This window comes from Trichococcus sp. ES5 (assembly GCF_900067165.1).
In the GTDB taxonomy this organism is placed as follows: Bacteria; Bacillota; Bacilli; order Lactobacillales; family Aerococcaceae; genus Trichococcus; species Trichococcus flocculiformis.
In genome coordinates, this window is record NZ_FJND01000001.1 from 167,718 (window position 1) to 183,512 (window position 15,795).

General features: G+C 47.3%; 13 protein-coding genes. 4 read left to right on the plus strand and 9 right to left on the minus strand.

Translation table 11 applies throughout. From position 1 onward, the window contains the following. The first annotated feature begins 44 nt into the window (after positions 1-44). The 4 genes from TES5_RS00720 to TES5_RS00735 all read left to right on the plus strand — a co-directional run bounded on the left by TES5_RS00720 (position 45) and on the right by TES5_RS00735 (position 4,327). Entirely contained in the window at positions 45-1,226 is a 1,182-nt protein-coding gene (locus TES5_RS00720) for an acetyl-CoA C-acetyltransferase (protein ID WP_068558730.1), read from the plus strand. A gap of 186 nt (positions 1,227-1,412) precedes the next feature. Continuing rightward, a complete protein-coding gene (gene thrC / locus TES5_RS00725) occupies positions 1,413-2,900 on the plus strand; it encodes a threonine synthase (RefSeq protein WP_068558732.1) in 1,488 nt (495 codons plus the stop codon). Between the two features lie 324 nt (positions 2,901-3,224). Then, positions 3,225-3,668 carry a YaiI/YqxD family protein gene (locus TES5_RS00730; protein ID WP_068558734.1) on the plus strand — a complete coding sequence of 148 codons (444 nt, stop codon included), beginning with the start codon at positions 3,225-3,227 and terminating at the stop codon, positions 3,666-3,668. A gap of 35 nt (positions 3,669-3,703) precedes the next feature. Beyond that, entirely contained in the window at positions 3,704-4,327 is a 624-nt protein-coding gene (locus TES5_RS00735; protein WP_068558736.1) for an HD domain-containing protein, read from the plus strand. 96 nt (positions 4,328-4,423) lie between these two features. Here TES5_RS00735 and TES5_RS00740 read toward each other — a convergent pair whose 3' ends face one another. The 9 genes from TES5_RS00740 to TES5_RS00780 all read right to left on the minus strand — a co-directional run bounded on the left by TES5_RS00740 (position 4,424) and on the right by TES5_RS00780 (position 15,756). Continuing rightward, positions 4,424-5,395 (minus strand): ROK family glucokinase, encoded by a 972-nt coding sequence (locus tag TES5_RS00740; RefSeq protein WP_068558738.1) that lies wholly within the window; start codon positions 5,393-5,395, stop codon positions 4,424-4,426. Between the two features lie 91 nt (positions 5,396-5,486). Then, on the minus strand, positions 5,487-6,554 hold the full coding sequence (locus TES5_RS00745) for a Gfo/Idh/MocA family protein (RefSeq protein ID WP_068558740.1): 1,068 nt from the start codon (positions 6,552-6,554) through the stop codon (positions 5,487-5,489). Between the two features lie 15 nt (positions 6,555-6,569). Next, a complete protein-coding gene (locus TES5_RS00750) occupies positions 6,570-7,538 on the minus strand; it encodes a sugar phosphate isomerase/epimerase family protein (RefSeq protein ID WP_068558741.1) in 969 nt (322 codons plus the stop codon). Between the two features lie 52 nt (positions 7,539-7,590). Then, positions 7,591-8,322 (minus strand): ThuA domain-containing protein, encoded by a 732-nt coding sequence (locus tag TES5_RS00755; RefSeq protein ID WP_068558743.1) that lies wholly within the window; start codon positions 8,320-8,322, stop codon positions 7,591-7,593. A gap of 15 nt (positions 8,323-8,337) precedes the next feature. After that, a complete protein-coding gene (locus TES5_RS00760) occupies positions 8,338-9,444 on the minus strand; it encodes a Gfo/Idh/MocA family protein (protein WP_068558745.1) in 1,107 nt (368 codons plus the stop codon). Positions 9,445-9,691: 247 nt separating this feature from the next. Further along, complete coding sequence (locus tag TES5_RS00765) at positions 9,692-10,705, minus strand: LacI family DNA-binding transcriptional regulator (protein WP_068558747.1); 1,014 nt, start codon at positions 10,703-10,705, stop codon at positions 9,692-9,694. A gap of 687 nt (positions 10,706-11,392) precedes the next feature. Next, on the minus strand, positions 11,393-12,580 hold the full coding sequence (locus tag TES5_RS00770) for an iron-containing alcohol dehydrogenase (protein ID WP_068558748.1): 1,188 nt from the start codon (positions 12,578-12,580) through the stop codon (positions 11,393-11,395). Between the two features lie 26 nt (positions 12,581-12,606). Beyond that, a complete protein-coding gene (locus TES5_RS00775; protein ID WP_068558751.1) occupies positions 12,607-14,001 on the minus strand; it encodes an aspartate aminotransferase family protein in 1,395 nt (464 codons plus the stop codon). Between the two features lie 339 nt (positions 14,002-14,340). Next, positions 14,341-15,756: an aminotransferase-like domain-containing protein gene (locus TES5_RS00780; RefSeq protein ID WP_068558752.1), complete on the minus strand. Its 1,416-nt coding sequence runs from the start codon at positions 15,754-15,756 to the stop codon at positions 14,341-14,343. Positions 15,757-15,795: the final 39 nt, after the last annotated feature.

The window sequence follows — 15,795 nt, forward strand, 5'->3', positions numbered from 1 at the left end:
AGGAACAGCTTTCCACATCAATGAACGCAAAAAGGAGACATTCAATGGAAGAAGTCGTAATTGTCAGTGCTGCCAGAACCCCCATCGGTTCATTCGGAGGCAGCCTCAAAAATTGTAACGCAGTGGAGCTGGGGAAAACGGCCACAGAAGCTGCGTTGAATCGCGCTGGCTTGTCCCACGATGAAGTGGATTCAGTCATTTTCGGGAACGTCCTGCAGGCAGGCATCGGCCAGAACACGGCACGGCAAATCGCTGTTGCTGCCGGGATCCCTTATGAAAAAACAGCCATGACGATAAACGAAGTCTGCGGCTCCGGATTGAAAGCAATCATCCTGGCGAGCCAAGCTATCCGACTCGGCGATGCCAGAACAGTGGTCGTCGGAGGAACCGAAAGCATGTCGCAGGCCCCTTATCTCTTACCGAACCAACGTTGGGGCAGCAAACTCGGCGACATCAACACCATCGACAGCCTCGTGCACGACGGTCTGACGGATGCTTTTGGTCAACAGCATATGGGCATCACGGCCGAAACGGTGGCGGAAAGATTCCAAGTGAGCCGCGAAGAGCAGGACGCTTTCGCGCTGCATTCGCAACAAAAAGCGGCTGCTGCTCAAACAGCCGGCCATTTCAAGCAAGAGATTGCGCCCATCATCCTCACGGACCGCAAGAACAAACAGACGGTCGTGGCCGAGGATGAATATATCCGCAAAGATACCACCATGGAGAGCTTGGGCAAATTAAGACCAGCCTTCCAAAAGAATGGCACGGTGACTGCCGGGAACGCATCCGGAATCAATGACGGAGCAGCTGCCTTGGTGCTGATGCCGAAGTCGGAAGCCGAAGCGAAAGGTGTCCCTTATCTGGCCACAATAAAAGGCTATTCCGAAACCGGAATCGATCCTGCCATCATGGGCTACGCGCCTTACTATGCCATCAAGCACGTATTGGCCAAAACCGGGTTACATGCAGAGGACATCGACCTTTTCGAATTGAACGAAGCGTTCGCATCGCAGAGCATCGCCGTCATCAGGGATTTGGGCTTGCCTGAGGAAAAAATCAACATCAGCGGCGGCGCCATCTCCTTGGGACATCCCATCGGCGCATCCGGATCGCGGATTCTGGTGACTCTGTTGCATGCGCTGGAACGGACTGATACGAAGCTCGGTCTCGCCTCCCTTTGCATCGGTGGCGGAATGGGCATCGCTATGATCGTTGAGCGTCCTTAATCATATCTGTGACCGCACACAATCACTCCCCGTCATTTGATTTGACAGGGGAGTTTTTTTCATGAATATGTGCATCAGGAAAATGCGCATTTCGATATGTTATTGAGTTTTCAACAAAAATGTGGCATACTCTTTATGAGAAATTTTTAATTTAAAAATGAGAATAATGTAGAGGAGACTGAATCCGTGACGACCTATCATAGCACACGAAATGCAGAAAAAACACTGACGGCTTCACAAGCAATATTACAAGGGATAGCGCCAGACGGCGGATTGTACGTACCCGATCACATTCCGGCTTTGGACATCGCATTGGATGGCCTGCCCGACATGACTTATCAAGAATTAGCTTACGAAGTGATGAAGAAATTTTTCGACGACTTCACTGAGGAAGAATTGAAACATTGCGTCAATGCAGCCTACGATGACAAATTTGATAACTCCAGCATCGTTCCGTTGGTGAAAGCCGGCGGAAACCACTATCTGGAATTGTTCCACGGACCGACTATCGCTTTCAAAGACATGGCCCTTTCGATCCTGCCTTACTTGATGACGACTTCCGCCATAAAGAACGGCAGCACGAAAGAAATCGTGATCCTGACAGCGACTTCCGGTGACACCGGAAAAGCAGCGCTTGATGGATTCGCTGATGTGCCTAACACACGCATCATCGTGTTCTATCCTAAGAACGGCGTCAGCGCCATCCAGGAAAAACAGATGGTGACGCAAAAAGGCGACAACACCGCTGTCGTGGCCATCGACGGAAACTTCGATGATGCACAGACAAACGTCAAAAACATGTTCGGAAACGCAGATTTGGCAACACGTTTGGATGCAGCAGGATTCCAATTCTCCTCTGCGAACTCCATCAACATCGGCCGTCTGATTCCGCAAGTGGTCTATTACGTCTATGCTTACGGCCAAATGGTGAAACAAGGCGCCATCGCTGCCGGAGAGCCTATGAACGTCGTTGTCCCTACCGGTAACTTCGGGAACATCTTGGCTGCCTACTTCGCTAAGCAAATGGGCTTGCCGATCCAAAAACTGATCATCGCTTCAAACGAGAACAAAGTCTTGGTCGATTTCTTCGATACCGGCGCATATGATCGCAACCGCGACTTCATTTTGACGACTTCCCCATCCATGGATATCCTGGTCTCCAGCAACTTGGAGCGTCTGTTGTACCTGATGGCCGACGAAAGTACGGAAGCAGTCCAAACTTTCATGGATCAATTGAAGGAAATCGGCCGCTATGAAGTGACGGAAGCAATGAAGGAAAAAGCAAAAGATTTCTATGCAGACTACGCGACTGAAGAAGAAGTAGCGGCACAGATTGCTGCTCTTTATCACGCTGATGGCTACGTCATCGACCCGCATACAGCTGTGGCGGCGCATGTAGCCAACACTTATGTAGCCGAAACCGATGACCAGACACCGATCATCATCGCATCGACTGCCAGCCCGTATAAATTCCCGCAGGCCGTCCTGAATGCCATCGATCCTGAGTTTTCGGATGATTCCATGGAAGAAATGTTGGACCGCCTGAAAGAATTGAGCGGCGTCGCCTTCCCAGCAGCCATCGAAGAATTATTGCATGCGGAAGTTCGCCACAACACCGTTGTCGCTTCCGACGACATGCAGAAGAGCGTCGAGTCCATCCTGGGCTTGAACTGATTCAGATATGTTTAAACGCCTAGCCGACGGTCCGGAATGTTTCCGGACTGCCGGCTTTTTTGCGCGCTCGGTTGGCGTTGGTTCTGTCCTCCGGTGAGACAAGTCTTCGCCGTAGCTGAGGATGTAAAGGTTTCTCCTCCTCCGGCCAGCCCCCACTAAGCGGAGCTGGCCGCTATATTTTACCCTTAAGTCCGGTAAACAGCGCTTGGCCGGAGTTGCCGGTAACATTTCTTTCAATTTTACGACCAGACACACACATCATAGCGAATTCCGCGCCGTTTTTTGGTAAAATGGAATCAGAAAGAAACAGAATCGAGGCGCCATATGAATATACTAATCGACGGGGATGCTTGTCCCGTAAAAGACATCATCATCGAAGAAGCCATCAAACGCGAAATACCGGTCACAATCGTCACCAGCTTTGCCCACTTTTCCAATGCGCCCCAACCGTCCGGAGTGAAGACGGTCTACGTCGATTCCGGTGCGGACGCAGCCGACTTCAAAATCATCCAGCTCGCAAAAAGAGGCGATCTGCTGGTAACGCAGGACTACGGTTTGGCCTCCCTTGCTTTGCCGAAGGGGCTCATCGTCCTCCATCACAAGGGGTTCGCCTACGACAACAGCAATATGGAACGGCTGCTTGAGGACCGCTATATGAGCGCCATGGTCCGCAAAAGCGGCAAACGCACAAAAGGCCCGAAGCCATTTACGGACGCTGATCGGCACAAATTCCGGAAACTGCTCATTTCCAAGCTGCAAGAAATCTAACGGACTTATTAGACCTAAGAAAGAGGTGCATTGTTATGCGCAATGAAATCATTATCGAAGATGTGAAACACATCGTCGCGGACAAGCTGAGGAACGAAGCAACGGGGCATGATTGGTGGCATACATTGCGGGTCTACAACACTTCCATGGACATCGCTGCAGCGGAGGGAAAAGGCGATCGGCTCATCATCGGCTTGGCGGCACTTCTCCATGACGTCGCCGACCATAAATTCGGCTATACTGACGCCGACCGCGAAGCCATCATCACCGACATCCTCACACCTTTCGAGCTGAGCGACTCCGTCATCGAGCAGGTCATCTACATCGTGAACAACCTTTCCTTCAAGCAAGGGAAAAACAAGCACGTGCTGGAAACGATCGAAGGCCGGATCGTGCAGGATGCTGATCGCCTGGATGCGATCGGCGCAATCGGCATCGCACGCGCTTTTGCATATGGCGGGCATAAAGACCGGCCTCTCTATGATCCCGAGCACAGTGAGGATCCGGACAGCGATACGATTGGCCACTTCCACGAAAAACTGCTCCTGCTGAAGGACGGCATGCACACAGAAGCCGGCAAACAAAAGGCGGTCGCCCGCCACACTCGGATGGAACAGTTCCTCAAGGACTTCCATTCCGAATGGGACGGCCACCAGTAGCAACACAAATAAGAGTGGCTCCAAATCAGTTTGAATGATTTGGAGCCACTCTTTTCCATTAAAATGGCATTTCTAATCTGAAAATAAAGCAAGTTATTAATTCTTACTCGCATGAGCCACTGCTAAATAACAGGCCCCGATAACGCCAGCATCGTTCCCCAACTCAGCAAGCTTCAATTTTGTTGATTGCTGTACATTCGGGAAAGCAAATCCCAAATAGTATTTATTGACTTTTTCAAGCAAAAATTCCCCTGCAGCAGAAACGCCGCCACCGATGATGATGGAAGCCGGATTCAACAGATTACCGATATGGCTGCATGCCAGACCTAAAAAATAGGCAAAGCGATCCACGATGATAACCGCCAGTGCATCGCCATCTTTGGCGAAATCAAAAATTATTTTTGAAGTGATTTCCTGGCCATCATCAATCAGTTTTTTTAAAAGTGAATCACCCGCATATTCCTCTGCGTGTTTACGTGCTAGCTTGACGACCCCGGTAGCGCTGGCAACGGTCTCCAAACAGCCCCTTTTCCCGCAAGTGCAGTCAAAACCATCAGGATCAACCGTCATATGCCCGATTTCTCCGCCCGAACCGGCTGTTCCGTGGATCAGTTGGCCCTCAGCAATGATCCCTCCGCCGACGCCTGTCCCTAAGGTGATAAAAACGACATCCTGATTGTCCTCGCCCGCACCACGCCATTTTTCTCCCAGCGCAGCTACATTGGCATCATTGTCGATGATAAATGGTATGCCCGTTTCTTGTTCCATTGTCTCCCTTACCGGTTGCAAATCTCTCCAATTCAGGTTAAATGCTCCCGTAACGGTCCCTTCGCTTCTGTTGACTGCACCAGGAGAACCCATGCCTATGCCCAAAAAGTCTTCAGAAGTGAGTCGGTATAAGTCCAAATGATGTTTGATGGATTCGATAATTCCCGGCACGATTTTAACCCCGCCGTCACTGTTGTCTGTCGGGATACTCCATTTCTGGAGCACGTCCCCTTCTTTGGATAATATGGCCAACTTCACTGAAGTTCCACCCAAATCTATTCCCAATACTTTTTTCTGCATCTCGTATTGCCTCCAAATCAAAACTTTTTCACCGTTTACGATGCTTAATTGCTCACATTTTCAAAATATGAATGCAACGGTCCAGCTGTTTTTAACGGCTGTAGCTGTGTTCCCGTACGTCAATAACTTGTCCTGTCTCCGCTGCCTCAAAAATGGATTCAATGATTTTCATCAATTGAAGAACTTCTTCATTTTTGACGATAGGTTCCGACTCGCCTCTGACGACTTTAGCGAAATTCGTATAGAACGGATCCATTTGAATTGCCACTTTTTCAAATTTTTCTTTTATGATCGCCTCTTCGGAAGGCGGAGCCATCGTTTTGGTCAGCCCTTGGCCAGCTTTTATCGGTTTGGGTGCTGCCACAAGTTCAATTCCACTCTGCTTCACGATTTTTCCTTTTAGATCCCAATCTTCTATCACCGCTGATCCTTTTGTCCCTTTTATGTACCAACGCGGGAGTTTGATATAATTGGTCGTCCCGACTTCTACAAGGGCGGTTACGCCATTTTCGAAAGTCAGATAGCTGATGAAGCCGTCGTCCACTTCATCGCCCAATATGTAACTCAAATCTGCAGCAACTTTCGCCAACGGGCTGTCGATCATATACAAAAGCTGATCCAACAAATGAACCCCCCAATCCAAGAGCATCCCGCCGCCGTGCGCTTTCAGATGGCGCCAGTCACCCGGTATACCATTGGCTCCATGAACACGGGATTCGATGTGGAATACCTCTCCGATTTTTCGGTTCTCGTACAAATCCTTGACCATCTGAAAATCACTGTCCCAACGGCGATTTTGATGGACCATAAATACGCGCCCCTGTTCCTTTGCGGTATGCATTATTTCCGACAGTTCTTCGCTGTTCAGTGTCACGGGCTTTTCACAAATGACATGTTTTCCTGCCTCCAACGCCTGGACTGCGATCTCTTTGTGTACATCATTCGGCGTTGCGATCAATATGGCATCTGCAGAAGCATCATTCAAAGCTTCTTCCAGGCTAGCATAGGCGCTATACCCATCTGCTTCGCCAGCCTGTTGCCGACTTTCTGAAATATCAAATATCCCATGCACTTCTACTTCCGGATTTGCCTGAATCAGCTTAGCGTGAAAGCTGCCCATGCCTCCGTAACCAATGATCGTGACTTTTAATTTCTTCATCGTTAATCCTCTTTTCTACGCCCACCACATAGCGTGTGGGGTCTCTTTAATCAATACAGATTGCAGATTCGTAACAGCTCTGTTCAATCCTTCATCGATGGACATCAAAGGGTCTTCATGTTCAATGCTGACCACATAATCATAACCGTACATCCGCAACGCACTCATCATATCTGACCATACTTTTACATCGTGACCGCAGCCAACCGATCGGAACGTCCATGCTCTCGTTTTGACATCTCCATACGGTTGCATATCCAACAGACCATACATATTGATGTTGTCCTGATCGAGATAGGTGTCTTTCGCATGGAAATGATGGATCGCTCCGGCTTCACCCAGAATCTTAATGGCGCCGACCGGATCAATCCCTTGCCACCATAAATGACTGGGATCGAGGTTCACACCGATTGCATCGCAGGTATTTTCGCGCAATTTCAAAAGCGTATACGGTGTGTGGCATAGGAAACCGCCGTGCAATTCGATGCCGATCTTGACGCCATATTCGCTGGCCATTTCTCCGATTTCTTTCCAGTAAGGAATTAACTTATTTTCCCATTGCCATTTATAAATATCGGTGTAGACTTCTGGCCACGGAATGACCGGCCAATTCGGTGCTGTTGCCTCTTCGCTGTCGCCTGCCGTTCCGGAAAAAGTGTTGACGACAGGTACCCCCATCAACGCAGCCAATCTGATGGTTTTTCTCAATATTTCATCGCCTGCCTTTGCCTCTACAGGATCTGGTGAAATCGGGTTGCTGTGACAACTGAATGCACTGATGGTTAAGTTCCTTTTTTTCAGTTCAGCCAAGTAAGCTGCTCGCTTCTCTTCACTTTCCAGTAGTTCATCTGTCGGACAGTGATGGTTCCCGGGATTCCCACCGGTTCCGATCTCCACTGCGTTCAAACCTGCGCGCTGGACTTTATCCAACATGTCTTCAAAACTTAAATTTGCAAATAAGGGGGTGAATACACCTAGTTTCATATCGATTCCTCGCTCTCTTCATTTCATGATTTACCAGCATTGATCCTCTTTTTTATACGGGTTGCTGCCCATTTTTTATTTCTTCCAACGCTTGGCTGTTTCCATAAGCAGGATACGCCCGCTTTGACGGTCTACACCAATCGATCCCGTTTATGATGACTTGTTGGATATCTTTATTGTAGTAAGTCGGGTACGTCTCATGCCCCGGCTGAAAATAAAATATCTTCCCGTTACCGCGTCTGTAAGTCATCCCGCTGCGGAAAACATTTCCGCCTTCATACCATCCGACAAAAATCAATTCATCCGGTGTCGGCACATCAAAGTGCTCGCCGTACATCTCTTCTTTTTCGAGTTCGATGTATTCGCCGATCCCCTCAGCGATTGGATGGCTTGGATTCACTACCCAAATCCGTTCCTTTTCTTCGGCTTCACGCCATTTCAGGTCGCAGCTTGTGCCCATCAATTTCATAAAAATTTTGGACATATGCGCCGAGTGCAAAACAACCAGCCCCATCCCTTTCAGGACATGTTCATGGACGCGGTTGACTACTTCATCCGTTACTTCGTTATGGGCAATGTGTCCCCACCAGACAAGCACATCGGTTTCTGCTAAGACCGCTTCCGTCAAGCCGTGCTCCGGTTCGTCCAGTGTAGCTGTCTTTACATCCAAACCTGCTTCCTTCAAGAAACTTTCGATTTGCCCGTGTATTCCCTTGGGATAGACTTTTGCTACAGCCTCATCCGTTTTTTCATGCCGATACTCGTTCCATACCGTTACTTTCATTCGATTATCCCCTCTTCAGACCAGTATTTTTCCCAACTCTTCTTTATGTTGATTGATGTATACCGGCGCTCCGGTCTTGGCAGATTGATAAATAGCTTCCAGTATTTGGGTCACGACCAATGCCTGTTCAGGTAACACAACCGGTTCTGTATCGTTTTGGATGCTCTCAATCCATTGTTTCGCTTCCAGATAGGCCGGATCATCTCCCGATCCGTCGTAGAAGTCTACTCCACCAGGCTCCAGCACCATTGTTTTATCGTACATCATGCCATCAGATTCTCCGTTGATGCGCAAGCCATCCTTCATATCAGCCCCGCCCTGAGTCCCGTGCAGTGTCGTTTTAGCTTCGCCTACCTCCAAAGTGTTCAAAGCCCAACTGGATTCCAGGTAAATGGTCGCTCCGTTCTCCATTACGATAAAGCCAAAAGCGGAATCCTCAACGGTAAATTCAGCTGGATTCCAAGGACCGAAAGCATTTGCGGCATTTTCTGTCCCCGCCAATTTATGATAGGTATTCCCCACAACATACTTTGGTTTATAGTTATTCATCATCCACAACGTTAAATCAAGCGCGTGCGTTCCGATATCAATCAAAGGGCCGCCACCTTGCGCTTCTTCATCAAGAAATACGCCCCAAGTAGGAACCGCCCGTCTCCTGATCGCATGCGCTTTCGCGTTATAAATATCTCCCAATTCTCCCTTTTGACAGATTTTGTGCAAATAGGAAGAATCTTTTCTGAATCGATTCTGATAACCGATCGTCAGCTTTTTACCGGTCCGATTCATCGCGGCTATCATAGCTTCCGCTTCTTCCGAAGTTTTAGCCATCGGTTTTTCACACATCACATGTTTACCGGATTCCATCGCTGCGATTGAGATTTCAGCATGAGAAATATTTGGTGTGCAGACATGGATAACATCAATTTCTTCATTTTTTAAAAGCTCCATATAGTCCGTATAGACATTTGCAGCATCTGTTCCAAATTCCTCTCTTGCTTTGCTTGCCCGTTCCTCGATAATGTCACAAAATGCCACCATTTCAACAGTTTCCACTTTAGCCAAAGCTGGCATATGTTTGTTGTTTGCAATTCCTCCACAACCGATAATTCCAATTTTGATCATATTATTGACTCTCCTTCTATTATTCTCATTTTAACGGGATAGACCCGTCCTTTTTGATAGGATTGGTGATAATAATACATTCGTGTCATCCAATACACACACGCATCATCATTTCTTCGCAACATAAACGTTTACGTTGATACTAAACAGGAACAACACGCTTCGCTACGTAAACGTTTACGTTATGGTCAAAAACTAAATTTCCCGTGTCGTTCCAGGTAAACTTTTACGTCAATCGGGAAATTTGTTACTTTATTTTTTTCACACTGTCTCTTTCAATGATTTGATATGGCATGATAATCGAATGCACATCGTCAGCCTTCTTATTTATAATTTTGAATAATATTTCAGTTGCCTTCTCTGCCATTTTCACCAATGGTTGAGCAGTTGTTGTCAGCGGCGGCACTGACATCTCGGATATTTTCAAATTATCATAGCCCATAATAGAGACATCTTCCGGTATTTTGATACCTAATCTGTACGCAGCAGAAATCGCTCCGATAGCCATTTCATCACTCACACAAAATATCGCTGACAAATCAGGATATTGCTTCATTAATTGAATGAATTTATCTCTTCCATCATCGAATCCGAACCCATTTCCTGATACTATTTGTTTTTCTTCAACTTCCATGTGAAGATTATCTGATATTGCTTTTTTGTAACCTTCAATTCGAGGGTTCCCTGCAATTGGATCTGCAGAACTTCCACTGATTAAGCCAATTTTTTTATGCCCCATCTTGATCAAATAGTTGGTAGCTGCATAAGATGCATCGTAATCATCAACTTTTACATATGGGACACTCGCATATTCAGCTGATTTCGTAGACAGCAATACACAAGGGATATTATTTCTTTTTATATAGTCATAATATTCCTTTCGCAGGATTTCACTGACTAATATAATGCCATCCACTCGCTTCTCGTGAAGCATCTTTAGATTCTCTTCTGTGCTTACAATATTCGATTTCGTATAGGTGACAATTAAGTTTGAACTTTCTTGCTTGGCTATAGCATCAATTCCATTAATAAATTCTGAACTTAACAGACTTGAAATCTCAGGTATGATAACCCCTATCGTATTCGTTTTTTTATTTATTAGGCTTCTGGCGACTTCGTTTGGTTCATAACCCAATTCTTGAGCTATTCTCATAACTTTTTTTCTTGTTTCATCCGAACATCCAGGCTGATTATTTAAGGCTCTGGAGACTGTAGCGATAGAAACTTTTGCTTTTTCTGCAACATCTAGTATTGTACTCACAAAGCATCCCCTATTTCGTAAACGTTTACGTGGAATAATATATCATGTGTTATTTATTTTGTAAACGTATTTTATTAGTATATTATATGCTTTAAATTAGTCATCAGTCGATTGTTTCAACTTAGTCCCTTGGTCAACCAATTAATTCCTTTACTCTATGTGCTCAGTATCGGCTAAATGAGATATATTTATACACCAAATAGAATTACTAATGAGTTTAATTTGATAGTCCAAAATAATACTCTTCTAAAAGCAGTTTCCAAAAAATGATTTCCAGACGTATACATAAACTACCTCAGTTGGTCCCACAAAAGAGGCATCTTTTATACCTTAATTTATTAAATTTTCATCTTGGAACGTTTATTTTATTTTACGTGAATGTTTCCAAACTATGCTTAATGATTCCACCACTTACGAATTAGCCTTGCAAAATAAGGTATTTCTGATAACAGAAGCTTAAATTTTTACCCTATTTTCTTTTATTACACACAAAAATATATCCCTATGAAGTACCTCCTGTTTGGAGATTTTCACAGGAATACAATTCACATCAACACATACTTTCTTTGGCGGCCTTATTAGCAAACAGCTATAAATAATACCTATTCTTAAAATCATTTTTTAATATAAGAGTATCTTTAGTTTCTTATGCATCAGTATATTCTTTGGTTTCATTTGCTCGCTCTATCATAAAGCCATTTCGTATATTTTTCTGCTGATGTCCAGTGTCTGATCAGCGCGTTCTGAAAGGCGGTCCCGCTTGTGGACTTCCAGTTGTTCAACCATATAGTCGATATCAGTCTCTTCGATGCCGATTTCACTGAATCGGATCGGCATTTCCAACGAACGGAAGAATTCCTCTGTTTTGTGGATGCCAAAATCAATCCGCGCCTCATCGTCACCTTCCGTCGCACCCCATACGCGCTCTGCATACTGGAGCAGCTTATCCCATTTTTCCTTTTTGCGTACCTTCATGGTGGCAGGCAGGATGACCGAAAGCGTACGGGCATGGTCGGTCCCGTTCAAAGCCGTGATTTCGTAGCCAAGTGCATGGCTGGACCAATCGCCAGGCACCCCGGAAGCTGTGAATCCGTTGAAGCCGTTCGTGACAGTCCACATGAAATTCGCCCGCGTGTTGTAATCTATTTCTTCATCCGCCAAGACTTCCTGCCCGATTTCGATGAAAGTATGCAGAATGCCTTCAGACCAGCGATCCTGCAGCTTTGCACCGATCGGATAGGTCAAGTAATTCTCCATGACATGGACAAAGGAATCCGAGAGGCCGTTCGCCAATTGCCTTTTCGGCAACGTGTACGTCAATTCGGGTTCCAGAATCGAAAATTCCGGAAAGAGGTTCTCGTTTTTGATGCTCACCTTCGCCTGCAATTCCTCAAAGCTGACTACAGTGATCGGGTTCATTTCCGAGGAAGTTGCCGGAATCGTCAAAACGGTACCGAAAGGCATGGCCTTTTCAACCGGCAAGCCTTTGCCGACACCGCTTGCGAAGATATCGATCGGATCGCCTTCGAACAGGCTGGCTGCGGCGATGAATTTCGTGCCGTCGATGACCGATCCGCCGCCCACCGCAATCAGGAAGGTGTAGGCTTCCGTTTTGATCTTCTCGACAGCATCCATCAGATATTCAAAGACCGGGTTCGCCGGAATGCCGCCGAACTCGCCCCATTCTCTGTCGGCCAGAGCCTCCACTACGCGGTCGAAGGTGCCTGAGCGTTTGGCGCTGCCGCCTCCGTAGGTGATCAATACTTTTGCATCTTTAGGAACAAATTTGTCGATTTTTTTGACCTGATCCCGACCGAACGCGATCCGGACAGGATTATAAAATTCAAAATCCATGATTTCAGTTGACGGTACCATAGTATTCCCCCATTGGTTTCAGATAGTTATGCTAACTTGGTGCACAAGGCATCGATCGCATTTTCAAAGATGGCAAGGCCGGCTTCCAACTGTTTATCCGTCATGACCAACGGAGCCAGGAAACGGACCACATTCCCGTAGGTGCCTGCATTTTCGATGATCAGACCGTTCTGTACACAATGCTGGATCAGTGCGTTCACCAATTCCGGAGCAGGTTCCTTCGTCAGTTGATCTTTGATGAATTCGACCCCGATCATGCCGCCTAAACCGCGCACATCGCCGATTTCTTTGTATTGCTGTTGCCACTCCTCAACGCGGGCAGTGTAAGCTGCACCCAGTTCCAATGAACGTTCGCAGAGATTTTCGTCCTCGATGACTTGAATCGTCGCAAGTGCCGCAGCACAGGATACCGAGTTGCCTCCGAAGGTGCCTCCGATCAATCCGCCGCCGATGCCTTTGACGATTTCGTCACGGGCAACGATGGCGCTGAGCGGGAAACCGCCTGCGATTGATTTTGCCGTACACAAAATATCCGGTGCACAGCCGGCTTCTTCGTAATAGGAAGAGGCGAAAAGTTTGCCAGTGCGCCCAAATCCGGTCTGCACTTCATCGGTCATCATCATGATGCCATTTTCATCACAGATTTGGCGAACAGCTTTGACCCACTCGATTGGAGCCGGGATGAAGCCGCCCTCGCCCTGCACCGGTTCGAACACGATGGCAGCAACTTGGCTGGCCGGCGTCAACTCGTCAAAGGCGCGTTTGATGCGTTCGATGTAATAAGCGACTGCCTCTTCATCCGTGTAATAGGCCGGTTTGCGGTAAAGGTTCGGATAATCAACTCGGAATATGCCATCCGGGAATGGCCCTAAGCCGATCGAGTTGGCTTTTTTCGCAGTCATATGCGTCGTCAAAAGCGTACGCCCGTGGAATGCACCGGAGAACACGATGACATTCGGACGTTTCGTGTAGGCTCTCGCCACCTTAACGCCATTCTCGATCGCTTCCGCACCGCTGTTCGCAAAGAACGTCCGCTTCTTGAAGCCCTTCACCGGAACGATCTCGTTCATTTTTTCAGCCAATGCGATATACTTTTCGCTCGTAAGGATATTGATCATCGCATGAAAATAATCATTTTCCTGCTGTTTGACCGCTTCCACGACTTTCGGGTGGCGGTGGCCGATATTCAGAACGCCTACGCCTCCGACCCAATCCAAAAAGTGGTTGCCGTCAACGTCCTCGATGATGGCGCCCTCTGCTTTCGCGATTGCAACCGGGTAGATGCATGTCAAAGAAGGAGGGATTGCTTCAGATCTCCGTGCCAGTATGGCTACTGCCTTTTCCCCCGGCAATGCCGCAGTGATGATTTCCGGCAATTGATATCTCAATTCTGTTTCTGTAAGTGATGTTGTTCCTGTCATAACGCTCGCTCCCCTTTTCATGCATATTTGTCATATCTTTTGTAACTTCGATGGTTTGATTATATAGATTTATCAAGCAAACAAAAAACATTTCTTGACACTGGATAGGACATTTTCTGTTATGCGATGTCAGCTTCGTTCACATTGATTTGGGAACAAGGTTGCAATAACAGCCAATATCTTTGATACGTAAAGCATTCCAAGCAAAAAAACCTCCCGTTATATTTACGGAAGGTTTCCTGACATGGGACTCTATTTATTTTTCGTTTTCATTTTTATTGAGGGATATTGCCCAGCAAACGGGTGCGGAAATGTAAGGATTTCCGTCCCAAAAAGGACTCATGAATTTGCATCCTTCTCCACAAAATGTCCGAAACTGAAACGGACAGCATTTTTTTGGTCGCCGAATTGGATGCCTTCCTTCACTACCACTTTTTCCTCCAACAATTCCTGAAGCAATTCATCCATCTCAGCATCGGTTTTATTGGCGAAGCGACAATAAAGATGGTAGCCGCCTTTTACCGGCTCAAAACTTATTTCTGGCCCATATTTGGTTCTTAGCCACGTCTGCAATTTGTCGGCGCGCTCTTTCAAAGCCGTAACGATGATCGGAAGATGTTCAGTGATCTCGCTCGCCAAATAATGTTCGGCCAACAGCTGCGGCAAGAAACTCAATCCGGAGTCGATCTGATCGCGGATGTCGCCCAATTCCCGGACAATGGCGGCTGGTCCAACCATCCAACCGATCCGGATGTGCTGGCCGGCAAATTTGGACAAGGAACCCAGATACAGCACTTGTTGCCTTTTATCCAAGCTTTTCAACGGACGGTTATCGACGGATTCATCAAAAACAAAGCTTCCGTATGCATCATCCTCCACGATCGGGATGCGCTTCAGCAAACAATAATCAAGGATGGCCTGTTTCCGCTCAGGACTCATGACCGTTCCTGTCGGATTCTGGAAAATCGGATTCAGAAAAATCATCTTGAGAGGATACTGCAAAGAAGCTTCTTGGAGACCCTTAACGGTCATTCCCTCGTCGTCCATCGGAATCGGAATGATCCGCAGACCGGCAGCCTGGAATAATCGCAAAGAATAAAAATAGGAAGGCGCTTCGATACCGATCGCATCGCCCGGTTTCAGAAGCCCTTGCGTAATCAAAAATAAGGATTGCTGGGTTCCCGAAGTGATGAAGATTTCCTCCAGCGGGACAGTCATCCCGTACGCGGTCTGCAGGTGTTTTTGGACGCTTTCCCTTGTTGCTTTGATCCCGCGATTCTCCTTGATGAAGGTGGCTTCTCCGTGCAACATTTCCCCAAGCGAAATATCCGGAATCTTCAGTTCCGGCAAGAGGTCCTTCGGCAAATCCCCGTTCCCCAAGTCCAGGATTTCGCGCGATCGGTGCTGCGCCAATAGCTGCTTGACGTTCCTTTGATAAGGGGTGTCCAGCGAAAGATTATCCGGTGTCAAGGAAGTCCGCCAATTGATGGTTGGCCTTGTCTGCATCCCCCATTTATTCGGATTCACGAACGTCCCGCTGCCTCTTTTGCGGATAAGGATCCCTTGCGTCGTCAGCTCTTCCAGTGCCCGGATGACGGTAGACCGGTTGACCTGCAGTTCCTCCGCCAGCTTGCGTTCCGCCGGCAAGGCTCGGCCGGGGACCAAATCGCCGGCTTTTATCTTCTCTTCGATCAGCTGCATAAGCTGTTGATAGAGCGGCATGCCCCTATCCTGGTCCAGTCTCCATTCCGCCATTCCTTCACTCTCCTTGGTTTTTAATCATTATACACCAAA

Excerpts from the sequence above, each read along its gene's own strand:
- TES5_RS00720 (WP_068558730.1), top strand. The coding sequence starts at position 45 with ATGGAAGAAGTCGTAATTGTCAGTGCTGCCAGAACCCCCATCGGTTCA.
- TES5_RS00730 (WP_068558734.1), top strand. The coding sequence starts at position 3,225 with ATGAATATACTAATCGACGGGGATGCTTGTCCCGTAAAAGACATCATC.
- TES5_RS00735 (WP_068558736.1), top strand. The coding sequence starts at position 3,704 with ATGCGCAATGAAATCATTATCGAAGATGTGAAACACATCGTCGCGGAC.
- TES5_RS00740 (WP_068558738.1), bottom strand. The coding sequence starts at position 5,395 with ATGCAGAAAAAAGTATTGGGAATAGATTTGGGTGGAACTTCAGTGAAG.
- TES5_RS00745 (WP_068558740.1), bottom strand. The coding sequence starts at position 6,554 with ATGAAGAAATTAAAAGTCACGATCATTGGTTACGGAGGCATGGGCAGC.
- TES5_RS00750 (WP_068558741.1), bottom strand. The coding sequence starts at position 7,538 with ATGAAACTAGGTGTATTCACCCCCTTATTTGCAAATTTAAGTTTTGAA.
- TES5_RS00755 (WP_068558743.1), bottom strand. The coding sequence starts at position 8,322 with ATGAAAGTAACGGTATGGAACGAGTATCGGCATGAAAAAACGGATGAG.
- TES5_RS00760 (WP_068558745.1), bottom strand. The coding sequence starts at position 9,444 with ATGATCAAAATTGGAATTATCGGTTGTGGAGGAATTGCAAACAACAAA.
- TES5_RS00770 (WP_068558748.1), bottom strand. The coding sequence starts at position 12,580 with ATGGTACCGTCAACTGAAATCATGGATTTTGAATTTTATAATCCTGTC.
- TES5_RS00775 (WP_068558751.1), bottom strand. The coding sequence starts at position 14,001 with ATGACAGGAACAACATCACTTACAGAAACAGAATTGAGATATCAATTG.
- TES5_RS00780 (WP_068558752.1), bottom strand. The coding sequence starts at position 15,756 with ATGGCGGAATGGAGACTGGACCAGGATAGGGGCATGCCGCTCTATCAA.